Consider the following 19,723-nt stretch of genomic DNA (forward strand, 5'->3'; position numbering starts at 1 on the left):
ATGACCCATATAAACTTAGATGAGCTTTCTCACTTACAAGCCATTAATAAAAAATTAGTCGCCGGTTACCACATTTGCGAACAAGACACCGTAATGTGGCAAGAGCTTGACCAACAAATAGACGCTTATACTGCCTTATTTACAGCATTAGGCCACGAGTTAAAACACGATAGCCGTGGTTTTTATTATTTTGCCAGCGATGAAAGCACCCCAAACATGGGTAAGATTTCACGCGCTGTAGCGCTCACTATTTACATTTTAATAGAGCATTTTGCCAATACAGGTAAAGACCCAATGCGCGCATTATTTGACGAGCCAAACGATTTAGAGCTAATGCAAACCTTGGTACAGCTTAATAAACATTTGTTCGATCAGCTTGAGATATTTTCGGGATCTGACTTACGAAAAGATGTGTATTTACGCATGGTACGTTTAGGTCTTGCCCGCGAGTTAGAAGGTGGCTTTATGTTGCAAGCCCCTATTCATCGCTATATTGATGCCTTAATGGAAGTAAACGAAGAGACCTTTATTAGTGAGGACGAGCAATGAAAAATTTATACGGACTGATTAAACTCGCCCTACTCAATACCGCAGGCTATGCCAAATGTGTGATCCCACTGGATAAAAGTAGCTCGATTTGTGCACCTAACAACACAGGTAAAAGCTCAGTAATTAATGCACTGCAATTTCCGCTAATTAACGATTTACGCCTTACCGAGTGGGATGGCCACGATTTAGATGAAACCCGTAAGTTTTATTTTTCATCAGATCAATCGTACATTTTACTGCAAGCCGATTTACCCCATGGCTCAGTTGTCATTGGTGTAGCAGGCTTAGGTAAAATTGCCGGTTATGCGCACCAATACTTTTGCTATCAAGGTAAGCTTGATTTAGCCCAGTACACCCAAGGCAATACCATTATTAAGTTTACCAAGCTGTTTAACCACTTAAAGCAGCAAGGTTACAACCCAATAGAGCTTAAGGCACAAGAATTAAACGCCCTACTGACAGGCGGAGCAACGCAATTTGACGGTGAGATCAATTTAAAAATGATCCCCCTCAACAACGTTCAAGACTCTGCAATATACAAAGAAATATTTCGTCGTATTCTTAATTTACATAAATTAGGCGCAAACGACGTTAAGCGCTTTATGTTGCGTGTGTTTGAGCGCCACATGTCAAATTCAAAGGTCGACTTTTACGAAGTATGGCGCCGTTCATTCGATAAAGTAAACCGCGCAAAACGCGAATTAAAAGCACTAGAATCAATGCAAGAGCCCATAGCCGCTCTTGAATCTATGCTAGAAAACCAAACCGTGCTTAAAGGTAAACTGGCCGCTTATGCGCCAAAAATTGACCAAGCACTGATTGATTTTGATACGTACCAGGAAGAGCAACTAAGCGAGCTCAACATCGCCCTTGAAGACATTGAGCACGAAAAACACGATTTTGAACAAAAACAAAGCCTATACGTGCAACAATCGCGCGATATAGAGCGCAAGCAAACTCAAATTGAACAATGGTTTTTAGATTTCAACGCTCTTAAAAGTGAATTTGAGCTGGTTAATAAAGCCACTCTCAAAAGTAACCTAAGGCAGTTAAAAAATGACTACGAGTCGTTGTCACACTCTATTACGAGTGCTCAAGGGCAAAGCCTGCACACCCTTGATTTCCGTATTGGTGAAACACAAAAACAAATTAAGAGCTTAAAGTTACAACTTAAAAACTTAGAATTTAATTTATTCACCCGTATGCGTGAAGACTTATCACTTAAAGAGGTAGAAGAAATATCACGACTATTAAACCCCGATCTGCTCTCCTTTGCCACCACCAGCAATGGCGATATAACCATTGATGACGAAGATGCCTTTGGTGAATTTTTATCACAGCTGAGCGAAAATGTTAAAGGCGGTATACTCACCCTACCTGGTGCCAGTATTAAACTTAAAAAGCTCTCACCAGTACAAATGCAAAGCGGCGAAAATAAAGAGCAACTGAGCGCTCAGTTAACCGCGCTTGAGCAATCATTAAAAGAGTTTAAACAGCAGCGTGAAGTGGCCGCCAATGTTGCTGATAAACAAAAAGAAAAAGACGCGCTATACGAGGAGCTTATGAGTGCAGAAAGCGCACTTAAACGCTTAGAGCAATTTGAAGTGATGCAACAGTCGGTTGACGCCCAAGCGATGCTAAGAGAGCAGCTTTTAGCCGAGCGCGAACAAGTTGACGATTACCTACAAGATATTCAAAAAAACAGTGGCTCAATTGCTGATAGACGCTCGTTAATTAAATCAAAACAAGCGCAAATTAATCGTCAAACAGAGCGCCTGCGCCAAGTTAAAACCGAGCGTATTGACCACACGTTAGATTTATACAGTGGTAAAGTGACACCTTACATGATTGATATAAAAATCGATTTTGATAATTTAAGCGATTTAATTCACCACTTTAATAAAGACTGCCAAGAGCTTCGTAATTTCGATATAAATGTACGTAATACCTATATGCATATTTACAATGCAGGTATTACCAAGTTCGATAACGAAAACGATGAGTTTAGTAAATACCAAAAACTTATTAGCGCGTTTCATAATATTGATAACGAACGTGATGCCGTTGAGCGCCAAGGTCGCGTTGCCCTCACCGAAGTGGCCGCCACGATTAAAGGCTTACGTGAAGATTTAGACCGCCTACGTCGTGAAATGAATAGCTTTAATAAAGGCATAAGCCAGCACCGCATTTCAAACCTGCAAGCGTTTAAAATTAATATTATCCCGCGCAAAATGTTGGTAGATAGCATTGATACCATTATCAGTACATCTAACCAAATTGAACAAGGCGATACCCTGGATTTACTCAGCCAAGAACCTTACAGCGAAAGTGCGGTAAACGACGCAAAAGATCATTTAATTAAACTCGCCTCAGACAAAGCAGGCCTGACCCTTACCGATTTATTTGATATTCGTTTTGAAGTGGTTAACCGCGCGGGCGAAACCGAGCACTTTGAAAAGATAGACTCGGCTGGCTCAAATGGTACGCGTATCACCATTAAGCTATTATGTGGCATGTTGTTTATTCGTTATTTATTAAGCGATCAGGAACAAAACTTATACCGTATACCTATTTATATAGATGAAGCGGCTGATATCGACCCGCAAAACCAAAAGGCAATTATAGAAACTGCCCTGAGCTTTGGCTTTGTGCCAATATTTGCCTCCGTTAAACCGCAAATAAGTTGTGATTATATTGTGCCAATTCGTTCAGTAAAAGACGGTGCACAAAACTGGGTAGATGAAAAAGATTGGATTGAGGTTGAACATAAAGCCTCTCTACTGGACTAAGAATTAATTAGCTATTCATTTTAGTCAGTTACACTTATTTTTAGATTTTAAATTACCCTCGCCCATGGTAGTTTAAACAAACGCACTTTATTGGAGCAAACGGTATGAAACATATATTTATTGTCGCAGCACTGGCGCTACTTACCGCCTGTACACAAACGCCCGATTGGGATTACGATAAATCAGCAAACTTTAGTAACTACAAAACGTTTGCTTGGGTAGAAAACGCGAGCCTAACCAAAGACACGAATAACTACCAAATCAGTGGGCTGATGGAAAAACGCGTTCGCAATGCGGTAAACAACCAACTAAGCCAGCAATTAGGTATGCAATTGGTTGACGTAGCGCAAGCTGATGTACTTGTTAATTACCATGCAAGTGTAGATAAAGAGCTTGAAGTTGACAGCTTTAACGTAGGCTACGGTGCACGTTGGGGTTACTGGGGCACAGGCTTTAACCACGATGTAAGCGCACGCGAATATGAAGTAGGCACGTTAGTTATCGATATTATTGATCGTGAGTCAAACCAATTAATTTGGCGTGGTGCTAAAGATGGCCGTTTAAAGAAAAAACAAACACCATCACAACGTGAAGCCGCTATTAAAGAAACGGTTGCCAATATTTTAAGCAACTTTCCGCCTAAAGCGCAGCAATAAATTTTAATTAATATTTAAAAGCCCGCATGTTCGCGGGCTTTTTTATGGCTTAAAAACTGTTTGCCTATAATGTAATAAGTTGCGTATTAACAAGGTGATAGCTCAATGCTATAGTAATCATGTTACAAGGGATAAAGCTTAATCAATAAGACGTTTAGTAAACCTAGTGTTTAAAGTTGTGAGATAAATTAAAGGATTAAAATGAAAGAAATGTGCCCAAATTGTAAAAGTAATTTTGCAGCTAAAGATATAAATAATATTAACAAAAATAGTATTTTTATTGAAAAACAATGCCCTTCTTGTCAAACATGGTTTTGTTTGAATAAAACACTCACGATTATAAAAATTATTGGTATTTTTTTATTGTTAATAACCAGCCTATTAAATATCTTCAATATTAAGAGTCAATACAGTCTAATTTTTTCAAGCGCTGGTTTTGTAGGAATATTAGTAGCAATCATTATTACTTTTTTTGGCCAAAATGAAGCAATCAAAAAATAAAAAAAAGAAACCAAAGGTAAAATATGTAGATATCAGTAATACGAGAATGCTATTGAATCAAATCGCATTCTCTATAGTATCTTGGGCTTTAGGCCTTTTATCTATTATATTTGCGATAAAATTTATACATGATGGCTATATTCTGACTCCAACAGATTACCGGGTCGAATCTGACGTTTATTTCTTTTCAGCGTCACCGTTTACTTATCTATTTTATCTTCTTATTTATTTAGGAACTGGGGTCTACTTTTTAGCTGTGCCCTATCTTTTTAGAGATATGTTCCCACGAAAAAAGAAAAAGCCTAATAAATCTAAAAAAAAGCATAAACGAGGTAACAGCTAATTTTAGCTTTATTAGTTACCAGCCTTTTTTATTTAAATACGCATCAATGAAGTTGTTATTTATACTTGTGTAATAAATCAAGTGGGATATGGCAATAATCATCAGGGTGATTGGTTAAACGGTCTTGATGCTCGGGATCGCTAGGGACATAATTAGTCAATGGCGCTACTTGTACCGCTATTTTTTCAGCATCATCACGCTGGCTAATATAGTCTCTGGCGATGTTTAAATGATTACTGTCTTGGCTAAAAATGGCGGTGCGGTATTTTTCGCCTACATCGTTACCTTGTTTATTGATACTGTATGGGTCAATAATCTCAAAAAAATAGCCGATTAATTCATTTAGGGTTACTTCTTGGGCATCAAAGGTTACTTTCACGCACTCGGCATAGCCATCGTATTCACCTTGTGTTGTGTTACTAGTGCCATTGGCACGTCCCGCCTCAGTAGTAACTACTCCGGGTAAATACTTCATAAATTCTTGCACGCCCCATAAGCAACCACCAGCAAAATAAAGTGTGTGCTGATTTAATGAATGACTCGATTGTTGTGTTTGCATAATAAAGTGACCAATGTAAATAATTTATAGGATGCAGAGTTACTATTTTGTAACGCTAGGTTTGATTATCAAATGCAGTTTTTTATCATTAATGTACAATAGCGCCCAAAATCACCCTAGCTTAGTGAGCTTACCTTATCATGTGATAAAAAGTGATAGGTATTTAATTGTTAGCGCCATTGCATAAAATGAGAATAATGATATGAATCGTGCCCCGCACCTTATTATACCGGTCGTGTTAGCCAGTATTTCAACTGTTGCTTATGCAGAGCAGAGTAAAGAAACAGCAACCATAGAACAAATAACAATTGAAGCGTCACCCACCGCCAATACATTACCTGTTGGTACATTTGATTCACCTATTTCAAATTTAGAGTACGACCCGCGTGTTGACTTGCAATCACGCAATATGGCTGAAGCACAAGCTGATGTAACGATACGCGGTGGTATTTTTGAAAATACCGGCTTTAGAGTCGGCAGTGCAACTCTACTCGACCCGCAGTCTGGTCACTACTTTGCAGAAATTCCTATTGCACCACAAATGCTAACAGGTGCCAGCGTATTAACCGGAGCCGATAATGCACTTTATGGCATGAATAGCTCTGTGGGTACTGTGTCGTTTGCTTGGAAACCAATAACAACCGGTGGCAGTGTCTCTTTGGGCGCAGGCTCAAATGACTTTAACTTACAAACAATTCATGCAGGTGTGAGTACTCCACTTGAAGCAAACGCTAATTGGCGCATTGGTTTTGAAGGTGAACATTCGCACTCACAAAGTGATGGTTCAATTGATTTTGGCGATCATGACTTTACCCGTACTTCTGGCAGAGTGCAGTTAACTGGGAGCGATTCACAAACTGATTTATTTTACGGCTTACAAGAAAAGTTTTTTGGTTGGCCAAACCTTTATACCCCATTTGGTGTAAATGAAACCGAAGACTTAGAAACCCAATTATGGATGCTCAACCATAAGCAAGCCTATGCTACCAACAGTGAATTTGAAGTATCGGCTTATTACCGCAAGCATAACGACCATTATGTTTATTCAAGAGAGAACCCAAGCGCGTTCCAAGCATTTCATGAAACACAAGTAAAATCATTGGCTATTTCAGGTCGTCATGCGCAAACACAGTCAGTTGCGGTTAATTACTCGGCGCAATATATAGAAGACAGTATTGACTCCACCACCCTTGAAAATAACTTTACTTCACGTAACTACTTTAAGCTTAGTGTATTGCCTGAATACACAACAGCACTAGCAAGCAACCAGCAACTAAACGTCCGCTTAGGTGCTGCGTTTGATAACACCAGTCGTGATGATTCTGACCTATCGTTAATTGGTGATGTTAGTTTCAATACCCAAAATAACGATGGCACTGAGCGAACTTTGTATTTGTCGTATGCTGAGGCAAACCAAGTAGCCGGTTATACTGCTATTGCTGGCAGCGAGACTGGTGGGTTGTTCAGAAGTAACGCTAACCTTGAGCGCGAAACCACTAAAAATTTAGAGCTGGGCTTATTGCTTGAGCAACAAAGCTGGCAGCTTAATTCCGCACTTTTTTATCGTAAAGATAACAACCTAACCGATTGGACATTTAGCTTTGATTCAAGCTCAGCGCGATTTGCACAGCCGGTTGATATTGACACCACAGGCCTTGAGTTTTTAGCCACTAAACAATTTAATAATACAGAAATTGTTGCCAGCTATACCTACTTACATAAAACAGAAACCTATGGCGCTGAAAATGTTGATGCTAGCTTTTATGCCTTAAATTTTCCTGATCATCGTGTTACGCTCGGTGCAATTTGGAACCCGACGGATATGTTAGAGTTTCGTGTTGATAATGAATGGCGTAAACAGCATAAAAATGCCCTTCGCCGTTCAGATGACGAGGCACTATTTACTCAGCTGACGTTAAAAATAACTCCACCAGCTGTGCCTAACTTCTTTATTAGTCTTGCGGCTGATAACTTATGGGATGAGTCGTTTGAAGAAATTCCAGGTACGCCAGGTCGCGGCGAGCAATATACACTAAGTGCCACGTACAGCTGGTAACTTTATCGCTCAGCGAGGGCTTACTCCACGCTGAGCTTATCTTTTAAGTTAAAATAAGAAACAGACCAGTAGAAAGCTGAATTAGAAATTTCATTTCGCAGCCCTCCCTAAGTACTCTAAAAGCGCAGAATCCCCTCCTCTGTGTACATGCATAATTGAAATAGTATGAGCAAAGAGAAGTGAATGAGGTAACACTAGCGACAATGCTTAGTGGATACTTAATTGCACTCTCTCAGTACTACTTTTAGAAACACAAAGTAAGTATCTAACCTGAACTCTGGTTAAGAGATTTACTAACATATTGAATCAAAATGATATTTATTTTCTCAAGCTAGAGATTTTTAGTGAAAACAAGGCGAAATTACGCGTCAATAGCTAGCCTATTGCAAGTAAATTCAACGCAGTTAGCGCTGAAAATAGCTGCTTGAGATGGATTTATTATCCGGAGTTCAGGTTATCAACACTTTTCAAGCGTATAAATTGTAAATATATGTGTATTTAATACAATAAATTAGGTTAATTGCTCTAATTCGGTAATTAACGTTAATGCGTGTTCATTAGTTGTCCCACAAACATCTAAAGTGGCGCTAAAATCACTACACACTTTAGGGCGCGACTCATCACCAAATAGCTTACATAAATTACGCTCATCCAGCTGAATACAACGTTCTCCGGCCTTTTTACCATTTGGCATACCCGGTATTGGCGAGCTAATACTTGGTGCAATACAGCATGCTCCACAGCCTAAACGGCACGCCATTGATTGTGTTTTCATTATAACCTCAGTAATAAATTTTAATTATATTGTTGCTGCTTGCATTTAAATAGAGCGATTTGTTCTATTTGCAACCGCATTGTGCAATGACTTGTTACATCTTCAAACACACTGTAAACACTTTATTGCGTATCATTAGTTCATCAGCACAATTTATGAAGGAATGCCTTGTGGCGACTAAAAAACAAATAATACTCCCTATCGCGGTCCTTGTTGGTGGCATCGCCCTCGCAGCGGGCTTTTCAGCAATGAAAAAACCACCAGAAGAAAAACCAGAACAAGATACTCGCCCATTGGTTGCAGCACAACCTATTCACCTTGATGCAATCACTCTCGATGTTAAATCGTACGGTATTGTGCAACCTAAAGACCGCACTGAGCTGATTGCTCAGGTAAGTGGCCAAGTTATTTCTGTTGCAGGGCAATTTGTTGAAGGTGCCTTCGTAAAGCAAGGGGATATTTTAGCACGAATTGACCCAAATGATTACGAAGCTGATTTAATTGAAGCTGAAGCAGGCCTTGCCCAAGCAAGTTCAGCGCTTGAGATAGAACGTGCTCAAGCACATGTTGCTAAAGCTGAATGGGAACGCATTAAAGCAGACTCAAGCGATATTACTGCTTCTGCGCTTTATTTGCGTAAACCGCAATTGGCAGAGAAAATGGCACGTTATCGTTCAGCGCAAGCAAGTGTAAAACGTGCTAAACGTAATTTAGAACGCACCTATATTAAAGCCCCCTACGACGCGATTATTAACGCGCGAAGCATTAGCTTGGGTTCTGTTGTAAATCCAGGTAATATCTTTGGTTCACTCAGTGCCACCTCGGTCGCTGAAGTGCGTTTACCGGTTGCCGATAAAGAGCTGCAATACTTAAATAATGGCGGCATTGGTGCAACAGTGTTATTTAGTGCGCAGTTCGCGGGCAAAGAAACCACATGGCAAGCTAAAGTGGTGCGCAGTGAAGGGGTGATAGATCAAAAAAGCCGTATGAGCTACTTAGTGGCGCAATTACCAACCCCGTATGCTAACAAAACTCAACCATTGCGTTTTGGCTCCTATGTTAACGCTAGCATAGGAGGTCGTGCAGTTAATAACGCCATTGTTGTGCCACATCATTTAGTCAAAGAAAATAAAATTGCGATATTAAACGACGATTTAACCCTGTCGTTTAAAACTCTTAACATTATACGTGAACAAAACGGCATGGTGATCGCAGACCAAGGGCTCAATGAAGGTGAACAGCTAATTACTTCAGCCCTTGAATACCCTACCGAGGGAATGGCGGTAAAAATTGAAGACGTTGTAACAACCCCAGACGTTACTCAACTTGCACTGAAACAGGAGTAACTTATGTCTACACGTGAAAAAGGCCTAATTGCATGGTTTGCGCGCAACCCTGTTGCAGCAAATCTATTGATGATATTTATACTTATTGGTGGCATTTTAACGGCGTTTACTATTCGCAAACAAATGTTTCCGCAATTTGAAAGTAACTGGATCAGTGTCTCTGCGGTATACCCTGGCGCAGCCCCGCAAGAGGTTGAGGAGGGCATTACCATAAAAGTTGAGGAAAACCTTGAGAGCATAGAGGGAATAAAGCGCCTTATCACCTACTCCAATAGAGGCTCTTCACAAGCGTGGATTGAAATAGAAGAGCAGTTTGATCCGCAAGAAGTACTCGATGAAATTAAAGTACAAGTAGATTCAATCAATACGTTTCCTGCGGGTATGGAGCGCCCTATTGTTCGTCGCGATAAATACGAACAAGAAGTAATGATACTTGCCCTTTACGGTGACATGAGTAACTACCAACTTAAAGAGCTCGGTAACGATATAAAAGACGAGCTTCAGGCACTGCCTAATATTAATTTAGTTAACTTTAATGGTGGCCTTAATTACGAAATTGGTATTGAAGTAAGCCCAGACAAACTGCGTGCTTATGGATTAACGTTTAGAGATATTGCCAGTGCAGTGCAAAGCTTTTCTGCCAATATGTCAGCTGGGCAAATTCGCTCTGAAAATGGCTATATTTCAATGCGCGTTGAAAAACAAGCCTACCGTGGTAGCGAGTTTGCAAAGCTACCGCTGATCACCCTTGCCGATGGCGCGCAAGTATATTTAGGTGACGTTGCCACCATAAATGATGGCTTTGAAGAAGGCCTGCAATACTCAAAATACAATGGTAAAAATTCATTGTCGTTTGAAGTAAACGCCTCTAAAGATCAAGATATTACCGATGTTGCTAAAGTACTTAAAACCTATATGGCTGAAAAAGAATCGCAACTGCCTGCAGGTGTCAAGCTCTCTCCTATTGTTGATTTAACTTACTACCTCGAAGGTCGCCTCGATATGATGGTCGACAATATGATTTGGGGTGGCTTACTAGTTATGTTGGTATTAGCGCTGTTTTTACCATTACGTTTAGCTTTTTGGGTAATGATGGGTTTACCTGTGTCATTTTTAGGTGCCTTTTTGTTTATGCCAATTGGCTTTTTAGATGTCACCATTAACTTAGCCTCGTTATTTGCCTTTATACTGGTGCTTGGGATAGTGGTTGATGACGCCATTGTTGTGGGCGAATCTGCTAGTGCTGAAATAGAAAAACACGGCCATACACTCGATAACGTAGTACGCGGCGTAAAGCGCGTGGCAATGCCAGCAACATTTGGCGTACTTACCACTATTGCGGCATTTTTACCGCAAACTCTTGCCACAGGCCCAAGTGCGGCTTTTTCTAAAGCCATTGGTGGGGTGATTATTTTATGTTTAATTTTCTCACTAATTGAATCAAAACTTATTTTACCGGCACATATTGCGGCAATGAAAGACCGTAAACCAAATCCAAAAAACCCGCTTCACCGTGCACGTAAAGTAATGGATAACGGCCTAAAAAGTTTTGTTGATAACTACTACACCCCGTTTGTTGGTCGCTGCATTCATTATCGCTATACCGTAATTGTCGGTTTTATGTGTTTACTGATTGTCAGTGCGGGAATGTTTGCCGGTGGTTTAGTTAAATTTGTGCCTAATCCTAAAATACCGCACGATTTTCCACGCATTGATATAGAAATGAACTTAGCGTCTTCTGAGCAAGCAACGCTTGAGACAGCTAAAAAAGTAGAGCAGCTAATACTGAGCGTTGATAAGCAGCTCAAAGAGCAATACGGTAAACCGATGATCCGCGATTTATCAGTTAGCTTACGTGGGCGAACGCAAGCAAACATTATGGCTATTTTAGTTGAACCCGACCTGCGCCCTATTGATACCTTTGCACTGAGTGCCTTATGGCGCGAACAAATGCCTAACTTACCGGGTGTTAAAACCCTAACCATTCAAGATAGTATTATGAACGGGGGTCGAGACGATGGCGATGTAAGCTTTAAACTCGAAGGTAAAAATGCACAAGTACTTAAAGAAGTCGCTGGTAAGCTTAAAACCAAGTTACAAAGTCTGGAAGGCGTAGGCGATGTTAATGACTCAATGCAAAGCGCTACCGATGAAGTACAGCTAGATTTAAAACCACTTGCTTACAGTATGGGGCTAACCCTTGCCGATGTGGCCTCACAAGTAAGCTTTAGTTATTATGGTCTTGAAGCACAACGTATTCTTCGCGAAGGTGAAGAAATTAAAGTGATGATCCGCTACCCAGAAGATGAGCGTAACTCAATCAGCGATATCGACAGCGTACGTATTATCACCCCCACAGGCGCTGAAGTACCATTAAGTGAAGTTGCTAATATTTCATTAGTTGATGGGGTTAATCGTATTCGCCGTGAAAATTCAAAACGTACAGTAAACGTGTGGGCTGCAGTAAATACTGACCAAGTAGAACCCTTTGCCATTGCACAACAAATTCGTGATGAGTACTTACCTTCATTACTTAAAAACTACCCAGGGGTACAAAGTAATGTGGCTGGTCGTATTCAAGAGGAAATGGATAGCGCTGATGAGCAATTACGTGACTTTGCGCTATCGATGATCATAATTTTTGCATTATTGGCTATTCCTCTGCGCTCTTACTCGCAACCATTAATTATTATGTCGGTCATTCCATTTGGTGTGGTTGGCGCCATGTTTGGCCACATGGTACTAGGTATGACCATGAGCAGCTTATCGATGTTTGGCATTATTGCGGTAGCCGGTGTGGTGGTTAATGACTCACTCGTGATGGTAGATTTTGTAAATAAAGCACGCGCAGAAGGCATGGCCGTAAAACAAGCCGTTATGCAAGCCGGTGCAAAGCGCTTTAGAGCTATATTACTTACCTCAATCACTACATTTATTGGGGTAATGCCAATTATTATGGAAACCAGCTTACAGGCTAAAATAGTTATTCCTATGGCGGTATCGCTGGCCTTTGGTGTGCTATTTGCCACGGTAATTACTTTAATACTTATACCTTGCCAATACGTAGCTTTAGAAGACGCTAAGCGCCTTACCCGTAAGCTACTTGGTAAATCGCAGCCTATAAGTGTTCAACCGACACCCACTGCCAAATAATTAAAGTTTCTCTCCCAACCATTAAAGCTCGGCCTAATACGCCGAGCTTTTTATTGCCTAAATATTGCGCTGCATTATTAATAGTTTTTATAAAGTGTTTCAAATAAATTATGGGTAATTATTTTAATTATATCAGCGTATTATGCGCCCTCAATTTAAAGCATCGCTAACGCATTATAATTTTATTGCTTAGCATTAAGCTCACACCGCAATGGTTTTGAGCCGCTTGTCAGTTAAGTGCCCTCCACTTAGCTCTAATAACGAGGGCGTGTTGACCTTTGGCGTTTGAATTTGCAGCAGTATGTTTGGTTTTTAGGCAAGGCAGAGCCTATGAAGTGTGGTTACTCCCCATAAATGGGCGATAAGGTAGCATAAATGCCAAACATACGCTGCCCTTTGGGTTCTGCCTAGGGGCAATAAACTCTTTGTTGCCTACATGGATGTAGGTAAGGGGCGTGAGCAGGACGCGGAAGCTTTGCTCGGTTTTTACTTATTCTTACAGGGATGTAAGTCATTAGAATAACGCAGGAGCAGTTATCGAGCCCACTAGGTTACAAACCTCGCGCCGCGATTTGATCGCCCCTAGATTAAACAAATCTCAATCCGCAAAGATCAACACGCCCTATACACGTAAATTTAAAACACCTAAACATACTGCTATCCGCTTAAAGCGCTATGGCATCTAGTTTATTTATGCACCCTAAGGAACCCTATGTTTGATTTAATAAGCAAGCGCAGCGCTAATTTAAAAAATGATGTATTAGCCGGCCTAACCGCTGTGCTTACGCTCATTCCCGAAGCTGTTGCGTTTACCTTTGTAGCGGGAATTGACCCAATGATGGGACTATATGGCTCGTTTTTTGTTGGCTTTATTACCGCCGTGTTTGGCGGCCGCCCAGGTATGATTTCGGGTGCTGCTGGCTCTATGGCTGTAGTCACCACCGCCTTTATTATTATGTTTGGACTCGAGTACTTGCTGGCCGCCGTGGTGTTAACCGGTGTGCTGCAAGTTGTGTTTGGCGCTTTTAAAATGGGCAAATTTATTAGGCTGTTACCTCACCCTGTAATGCTTGGCTTTGTAAATGGCTTAGCTATTGTGATTGGTATGGCGCAATTTGGCCAATTTAAAGAAAACGTTCGCGTAGTTTACGATAAGCAACACGATATGTTTACCTACGCAGGCGATTGGATGCAACTAACCAGCCCTGCTATGCTTACCATGATGGGGCTAATTGCGCTAACCATGGCAATTGTGTATTTTTTACCGCGCTATACTAAAGCAATTCCTGCCCCTCTTGCTGCAATAGCAGTGTGTACAGCGCTGGTCACCTTTACACCACTTGAGTCAAAACTTGTTAGCGATGTTGTGCACACGCAGCGTACTTCAATGATTGAAAAAGAGATCATTACTGAAAACTTTGCAGCTATAAAAAATCAAGTACCTCATGGGCAATACAGCGAAGTGGCGCAAAATATTGCGCTTGAGCGCCCAACCGATGCGCAGATTACGGCTAAATGGCAAGCTAACGAAGCGCAAAAAGTAGCTGAGGGCTTAAAAGACACCATTGACCCACTTGATGGCAGTTTAAAAGGTGCATTACCGAGTTTTCACTTTCCGCAAATTAGCTGGGATTTAACCAATAGCGACTCGCTCGATGCGCTTATCACCGTGCTAATGCTTGCGCTTATTTTGTCAGCTGTGGGGCTAATAGAAACCCTTATGACGCTTTCGCTTATTGATGAAATAACACAAACCCGCGGGCAAGGTAATCGCGAGTCGGTAGCGCAAGGCTCGGGCAATATTTTAAGCGGTTTATTTGGTGGCATGTGCGGCTGCGCCATGATTGGCCAAAGCATGGTGTGTTTAAATTCAGGCGGCCGAGGGCGTGCGGCAGGTATTGCTACCGCTTTATTTATGCTGGTATTTATTTTGTTTTTTCCCAGCTTAATTGAAATGATACCGGTAGCATCTTTAATTGGCGTTATGTTTATGGTGGTTATTGCTACGTTTGAGTGGTCATCTTTGCGTTTATTTGGCCGTGTTCCAAAATCTGAAATATTTATCATTATTGTGGTATCTACCGTTACCGTATTGCTCGATTTAGCCGTAGCCGTAGGCATAGGTATTGTTATTTCTGCCTTGGTTTATGCATGGAACTCTGCAAAAGAAATTCGTATTAAATGCAGCGATGAATCGCAAAGCGAAAAAACCTACCAAGTAACGGGTAATCTATTTTTTGGCTCTATAACCTCGTTTAAAGAAGGGTTTAACCCACATAACGACCCACAAAAAGTGTGTATAGATTTTGCCAATGCCAGAGTGTGTGACCAGTCAGGTATTGAAGCCATACATGGTTTAAGTGAGCGTTATAAAGCATTAGGTAAAACGTTGCATTTGCGCCATTTGAGCCCAGAGTCTGCCAAGTTATTACAAAAAGCCGGTGATTTAGTAGAGGTTAACATTGTTGAAGACCCTAAATACCCTGTAGCCAACGACGCTATGGCGTAACACGTCTCTTAGGTAACTCACTAAAAAAGCTCGGAACTTCCCGAGCTTTTTATTTTTAAGTCAATTGTTTAAATTATTTTAAGCTGGTAAGTTAGGCACGTATATGGACACCCTCGCATAAAAGGATGTAACTATGCCACTTGTACAACTTATTCTATTTATTGTTTTTGCTGTGTTAACCACACTTGGTTTAAAAAGAATAACCGTAACTTAATGCTATTTGGCTTCATTGCTATATCGTTCACATTTGTGGGGCTCGGCTTTTTGATAGGCGTAGATGAAGGGAAGTCAGGCATTAATTAATCAAAAAAATTTTAGCTTGAAAATTAAAGGGACTTTAATGCGCTTATACATACTGATTATTTCTTTAGTTATTTTTTTAAGTGGGTGCCAGAGCTATATTGCTTATCAAATAACTAAGCCTCCGCAGAAAGTTCTCCCTAAAGAATTTGAGAGCTCTATCGCTTTATCTGGAGTACAAACCCATTACTGTAGCAGCGAAGTAGATTGTCTTGATTTTAGGTTTATCTCACCTAAGGATATCGAAAGCTACCTACTCGATGGTAATACACTTTCGTTAAGTTTGATTGTTGAAGGAAGCACTGAAGATGAGGTTTTTGAATACCAACTTACTTCAGATAATTTACCAAACAACCAAAATAGCGGGCTTTTAATCATCTTTCCTGGGTATGGCGTAGACAGCTTGATTTACACCATGCAAGCAAGATGGCTTAGCCATGTCACTGGAAAAAATGTGATAGTGATGCCTGCAAGTAATCAATACGAGAAGTTTAGATTTGGTTTAAACTCGCTTGATGTGCTAGTCAATTATGTAAATAAAGAAAACTACACTGATATTTCCTTAATTAGTTACTCAATGGGCGCAATTGCGGGAGTTGAGTTTGCATCTAAGCTGAACATTAGTAAGCATATACTTTATGCCCCAATGATTAATTTTGAGGCCGCACTAACCACAATTGCTAACTTATCACACCCTATTTATAGCAAACTATTAGGCGATGATTATTTAAACGAAGTCGCGGCTAAGATAATTGAAAAAAGTGGAGTACCTCTAACTAAACTCGACATATTAAATAATCTAAATAAGACCCCGCATGCTAGGCAAACTTACATCTTTTCAAGTAATGCAGACAAAGTGAGTCCATATAATAGGTTGCTTACTCTTAACAACTCAAAAGTGAGCATGTATGAGGTAAAAGATTTAAATCATATTGAAATGGTTTCTTTAATTTCCACACAACAAAGGAATGTGCTCCTTTCCTTGCTTGATGGATAACTTCAACAGTCCTAATAATTGAGAAAAATACTGCTCGTTTTTTACTCCTAATACGTTATGGTAATAAATAACAATACATAACTAATAATAATGGAAGGAGCAGCCATGAATACCCCGCAATCAGATCATATCCCGCAAGAAGCCTTTGATTGGTACGACGAATACGCCCACGGTTTAATGGACCGACGTACATTTATGAAAAAACTAGGTGGGTTAGCTGCACTTGGTTTTTCAATGAGCGTACTAACCAGTGCCCTGTTACCTAATTATGCGTTTGCAGAGCAAGTATCATTTAACGATGATGATATTAAAGCCACCTACGAAGAATTTGATTCGCCAAACGGGCATGGTAAAGGCAAAGGCTACTTAGCAGTACCTAGCAAAATTGAAGGTGAACTGCCGGTTGTATTAGTTATTCACGAAAACCGTGGTTTAAACCCATATATTAAAGATGTAGCCAGGCGCTTAGCCAAAAAAGGCTTTATTGCCTTTGCACCCGACGCACTCTTTCCGCTTGGTGGCTACCCTGGTAACGATGATGAAGGACGCGCCATGCAAAAGACCATGGACAGAGCTAAAATTCAAAACGATTTTGTAGCTGGGGCTCACTTTTTAAAAAGTCATTCTAATAGTAACGGCAAACTGGGAGCTGTAGGCTTTTGTTTTGGTGGTTACATTGTTAATTACTTAGCGGCAGTTGAGAGTGACTTACTGAGCGCGGGCGTGCCTTTTTATGGTACTCCTGCCAGTGAGTCACTGCACAAAAATATAAAAGCGCCTTTAATGATTCAATTAGGTGAGCTTGATAAACGCGTTAACGCTACATGGCCTGATTATGAAAAAAGCTTAAAAGCTAACAATGTTGAGTACACTATGCACATTTACGAAGGCGCTAATCATGGTTTTCATAACGATTCAACTGGCCGCTACGATGAAAAAAATGCCGAACTTGCATGGCAGCGTACATTAGCATTTTTTTATAACCACTTAAGTTAACATTACTAAGCGTGTATTTATTACTCGTTAATTAATACACGTTTATCAACAATCCCCTGCTTTACTAGCTGATTCAATATGTGAGCGGTTTTTTCTCTGCACACATCACGCAATAGTAGTACAGCGGGAGTAATCGATTGCCTGCTTGGGCAAATGAGCCACAGCTCACCACAGGTATGCTGGTAATTATTCATCACAGTAACAACCCGTTTGTTTAATAAGTCATCGGCAATATCTAACGCTGATTTAACTGCTAAACCTTTACCTGCAACACACCAACGCCTGACTAAATCGCCATCGTTTGAAGCTCGTCTGCCCTGCATTTTAACTTTGTATTTTTTTTGCCCGTCGGTAAATTCCCACACATTATTGATAATATCTTGCAGCTGATAAAATAACCCATGATGCTGCGCTAAATCATCCGGGTGATCTGGCTCACCATATTTAGCTAAATAAGTTGGCGTAGCACAAAGTAGTCGCGGTACATTGCAAATTTTAAACCCATAAACACTGCTATCACTGGGTGAGCCATAACGCAGTGCTATATCAACCGAATCACGAAAAAAATCGATATTACTATCGCTAATGTGCGTGCGCAAACTCACACTTGGGTACTTATCCATAATGTCATCAATCCAAGGGATCACTAAGTTGCGGCCTAAATCAGATGAGGTAGCTACTCGTAATTCGCCTTCAATGGCGTCATGTTCTCCTTTAAGGTTTTGCCTTGCCGTTTCAAGCACAGCCAGCGCTTGTTCGCATTGGGGGATGTATCGCTCCCCTGCACCGGATAAACGCAAATGGCGAGTTGTTCTAATAAATAATTCACAGCCAAGGGCTGACTCTACACGCTTAATAGCAGCACTGGCAGTTGCTGTGCGCATATCTAACTTGGCTGCTGCTAGCGTAATGCTTCGACACTCAGCTACCTTTAAAATAAGTTTTAAGTCATCAATCTGCATATTATCTATTTTTATTTGATAATGATTCAATAATTATGCTGTTTATTTTAAATAAAGCAAATTGTATTATGTTGCTCATACACTCAGTGAACACTGTTTATTAGCCCTTTTTTATTATGGAGAGACTATGACTCACCCTATTATTCGCGACCTTGAAAGCCGCCATACTGCTAAACGTTACGACGCGACAAAGCGCATTTCTCAAGACGATTTAACGGTATTGTATGATGCTATGCGTCTTTCTCCTTCGTCAATTAATTCGCAGCCTTGGAAATTTGTAGTGATTGAATCAGACGCTGCAAAAGAGCGTATGCACACTACCTTTGCTAATAAGTTTCAATTTAATCAGCCACACATTAAAGCGGCGTCGCACATTATTTTATTTGCTCATAATCCGCAATATACTCGTGAAGATTACGGACACGTAATTGATGCCGATATAAAGAATGGCAGAACTCAAAAAGAAAACCGCGAGCAAGCTTTTGGCGCCTTTGCGTTTGTTGATTTAAATACCGATGAGCAAGGTAATAATGCCGCCTGGACCAAAGCACAAACCTACATTGCTTTAGGCAATACTATGCATGCAGCAGCACGCTTAGGGATTGATACCACGCCGATGGAAGGCGTTGATGCACAGCTGATTGGTGAAGAGTTTGCAAGCGAATTAGACGGCTACATCTGTGATGTGGCACTTGCGCTGGGTTACCATGACGCTGAAGAAGACTACAATGCTAAGCTGCCAAAATCACGTTTAAGCAAAGAACAAGTAATTCAGGTTTTATAAGTCAAAGCTGCTCACTTTAAATTGTTAGTGAGCAGCTCACTTTATTAGGCTAGTTTTGTGACCACAGACGCATTGGTCACTTTGCCTTGATCAACATCTGCGGTAACAGTGCATAATGCACCATTAATTAAATTTAAATTAGGAGGGATGTGACCAATATCGGCATCAATGATCACCGGAAATAAACACCCGCCAAAAGCGGCATTTAAGCCTTGGCGATAATCAAACCCCGGATCTTGCCCCTGTAAGGTTACATGGCGGCCAATAATCACCCCGTTTATATCATCAAACATACCGGCTAATTTGAGTGACAATAAAAACCGTGCAACCGTCGCAGGCGTGAGCTCTGCGCTTTCTAAATAAAGCACAATACCTTGCGAGGCATTATGCTTTTTAAACTCATGCAGTGCTAAAAAAGGCGAATCAAGCAACAGCCCAACCGTATCAA

General features: G+C 40.7%; 15 protein-coding genes and 1 pseudogene. 12 read left to right on the top strand and 4 right to left on the bottom strand.

The features are described from left to right. From P20311_RS02450 to P20311_RS02470, 5 genes are all read left to right on the top strand, one after another. Entirely contained in the window at positions 1-549 is a 549-nt protein-coding gene (locus tag P20311_RS02450; RefSeq protein ID WP_008109273.1) for a hypothetical protein, read from the top strand. Continuing rightward, on the top strand, positions 546-3,338 hold the full coding sequence (locus P20311_RS02455) for a hypothetical protein (RefSeq protein WP_008109275.1): 2,793 nt from the start codon (positions 546-548) through the stop codon (positions 3,336-3,338). The genes P20311_RS02450 and P20311_RS02455 overlap by 4 nt, the downstream gene beginning before the upstream one ends. A 104-nt stretch (positions 3,339-3,442) precedes the next feature. Next, positions 3,443-3,994, top strand: a complete 552-nt coding sequence (locus tag P20311_RS02460) for a DUF4136 domain-containing protein (RefSeq protein WP_008109277.1) — start codon at positions 3,443-3,445, stop codon at positions 3,992-3,994. 201 nt (positions 3,995-4,195) lie between these two features. After that, complete coding sequence (locus P20311_RS02465; protein ID WP_008109278.1) at positions 4,196-4,495, top strand: hypothetical protein; 300 nt, start codon at positions 4,196-4,198, stop codon at positions 4,493-4,495. Then, positions 4,476-4,838, top strand: a complete 363-nt coding sequence (locus P20311_RS02470; RefSeq protein ID WP_036932614.1) for a hypothetical protein — start codon at positions 4,476-4,478, stop codon at positions 4,836-4,838. Before P20311_RS02465 ends, P20311_RS02470 begins: the two co-directional genes overlap by 20 nt. Before the next feature lie 55 nt (positions 4,839-4,893). Here the strand turns inward: P20311_RS02470 and P20311_RS02475 are convergent, their stop codons facing one another. Further along, entirely contained in the window at positions 4,894-5,397 is a 504-nt protein-coding gene (locus P20311_RS02475) for a peptide-methionine (S)-S-oxide reductase (protein ID WP_008109281.1), read from the bottom strand. Between the two features lie 202 nt (positions 5,398-5,599). On the opposite strand from P20311_RS02475, the gene P20311_RS02480 reads away from it, so the two are divergent. Further along, positions 5,600-7,453, top strand: a complete 1,854-nt coding sequence (locus P20311_RS02480) for a TonB-dependent siderophore receptor (protein WP_008109284.1) — start codon at positions 5,600-5,602, stop codon at positions 7,451-7,453. A gap of 511 nt (positions 7,454-7,964) precedes the next feature. Here P20311_RS02480 and P20311_RS02485 read toward each other — a convergent pair. Beyond that, a complete protein-coding gene (locus P20311_RS02485; protein ID WP_008109286.1) occupies positions 7,965-8,228 on the bottom strand; it encodes a YkgJ family cysteine cluster protein in 264 nt (87 codons plus the stop codon). Positions 8,229-8,398: 170 nt separating this feature from the next. Between P20311_RS02485 and P20311_RS02490 the strand changes: the two genes are divergently transcribed. The 5 genes from P20311_RS02490 to P20311_RS02510 all read left to right on the top strand — a co-directional run bounded on the left by P20311_RS02490 (position 8,399) and on the right by P20311_RS02510 (position 17,529). Beyond that, positions 8,399-9,574: an efflux RND transporter periplasmic adaptor subunit gene (locus tag P20311_RS02490; RefSeq protein WP_008109287.1), complete on the top strand. Its 1,176-nt coding sequence runs from the start codon at positions 8,399-8,401 to the stop codon at positions 9,572-9,574. 3 nt (positions 9,575-9,577) lie between these two features. Next, positions 9,578-12,727 (top strand): efflux RND transporter permease subunit, encoded by a 3,150-nt coding sequence (locus P20311_RS02495; RefSeq protein WP_008109288.1) that lies wholly within the window; start codon positions 9,578-9,580, stop codon positions 12,725-12,727. Between the two features lie 712 nt (positions 12,728-13,439). After that, the gene (locus P20311_RS02500) at positions 13,440-15,236 is read left to right on the top strand and encodes a SulP family inorganic anion transporter (protein WP_008109290.1); all 1,797 of its coding nucleotides are present in this window, start codon (positions 13,440-13,442) and stop codon (positions 15,234-15,236) included. Positions 15,237-15,513: 277 nt separating this feature from the next. Continuing rightward, positions 15,514-16,533: an alpha/beta hydrolase gene (locus P20311_RS02505; protein WP_008109292.1), complete on the top strand. Its 1,020-nt coding sequence runs from the start codon at positions 15,514-15,516 to the stop codon at positions 16,531-16,533. Positions 16,534-16,638: 105 nt separating this feature from the next. Then, positions 16,639-17,529, top strand: a complete 891-nt coding sequence (locus P20311_RS02510; protein ID WP_008109294.1) for a dienelactone hydrolase family protein — start codon at positions 16,639-16,641, stop codon at positions 17,527-17,529. Positions 17,530-17,549: 20 nt separating this feature from the next. Here the strand turns inward: P20311_RS02510 and P20311_RS02515 are convergent, their stop codons facing one another. Further along, a complete protein-coding gene (locus P20311_RS02515) occupies positions 17,550-18,491 on the bottom strand; it encodes a LysR family transcriptional regulator (RefSeq protein ID WP_008463959.1) in 942 nt (313 codons plus the stop codon). 127 nt (positions 18,492-18,618) lie between these two features. Here P20311_RS02515 and P20311_RS02520 point away from each other — a divergent pair, with 127 nt between their 5' ends. After that, the gene (locus P20311_RS02520) at positions 18,619-19,275 is read left to right on the top strand and encodes a nitroreductase family protein (protein WP_008109298.1); all 657 of its coding nucleotides are present in this window, start codon (positions 18,619-18,621) and stop codon (positions 19,273-19,275) included. Between the two features lie 44 nt (positions 19,276-19,319). Here P20311_RS02520 and P20311_RS02525 read toward each other — a convergent pair. Further along, positions 19,320-19,723, bottom strand: a pseudogene (locus P20311_RS02525) (LD-carboxypeptidase); the annotation flags it as partial.

The organism is Pseudoalteromonas sp. BSi20311 (assembly GCF_000239875.1).
In the GTDB taxonomy this organism is placed as follows: Bacteria; Pseudomonadota; Gammaproteobacteria; order Enterobacterales; family Alteromonadaceae; genus Pseudoalteromonas.

What these genes read in the sequence shown, in the direction of transcription:
- P20311_RS02450 (WP_008109273.1), top strand. Translation starts at nt 1, where the DNA reads ATGACCCATATAAACTTAGATGAGCTTTCTCACTTACAAGCCATTAAT.
- P20311_RS02455 (WP_008109275.1), top strand. Translation starts at nt 546, where the DNA reads ATGAAAAATTTATACGGACTGATTAAACTCGCCCTACTCAATACCGCA.
- P20311_RS02460 (WP_008109277.1), top strand. Translation starts at nt 3,443, where the DNA reads ATGAAACATATATTTATTGTCGCAGCACTGGCGCTACTTACCGCCTGT.
- P20311_RS02465 (WP_008109278.1), top strand. Translation starts at nt 4,196, where the DNA reads ATGAAAGAAATGTGCCCAAATTGTAAAAGTAATTTTGCAGCTAAAGAT.
- P20311_RS02470 (WP_036932614.1), top strand. Translation starts at nt 4,476, where the DNA reads ATGAAGCAATCAAAAAATAAAAAAAAGAAACCAAAGGTAAAATATGTA.
- P20311_RS02475 (WP_008109281.1), bottom strand. Translation starts at nt 5,397, where the DNA reads ATGCAAACACAACAATCGAGTCATTCATTAAATCAGCACACACTTTAT.
- P20311_RS02480 (WP_008109284.1), top strand. Translation starts at nt 5,600, where the DNA reads ATGAATCGTGCCCCGCACCTTATTATACCGGTCGTGTTAGCCAGTATT.
- P20311_RS02485 (WP_008109286.1), bottom strand. Translation starts at nt 8,228, where the DNA reads ATGAAAACACAATCAATGGCGTGCCGTTTAGGCTGTGGAGCATGCTGT.
- P20311_RS02495 (WP_008109288.1), top strand. Translation starts at nt 9,578, where the DNA reads ATGTCTACACGTGAAAAAGGCCTAATTGCATGGTTTGCGCGCAACCCT.
- P20311_RS02500 (WP_008109290.1), top strand. Translation starts at nt 13,440, where the DNA reads ATGTTTGATTTAATAAGCAAGCGCAGCGCTAATTTAAAAAATGATGTA.
- P20311_RS02505 (WP_008109292.1), top strand. Translation starts at nt 15,514, where the DNA reads ATGAAGGGAAGTCAGGCATTAATTAATCAAAAAAATTTTAGCTTGAAA.
- P20311_RS02510 (WP_008109294.1), top strand. Translation starts at nt 16,639, where the DNA reads ATGAATACCCCGCAATCAGATCATATCCCGCAAGAAGCCTTTGATTGG.
- P20311_RS02515 (WP_008463959.1), bottom strand. Translation starts at nt 18,491, where the DNA reads ATGCAGATTGATGACTTAAAACTTATTTTAAAGGTAGCTGAGTGTCGA.
- P20311_RS02520 (WP_008109298.1), top strand. Translation starts at nt 18,619, where the DNA reads ATGACTCACCCTATTATTCGCGACCTTGAAAGCCGCCATACTGCTAAA.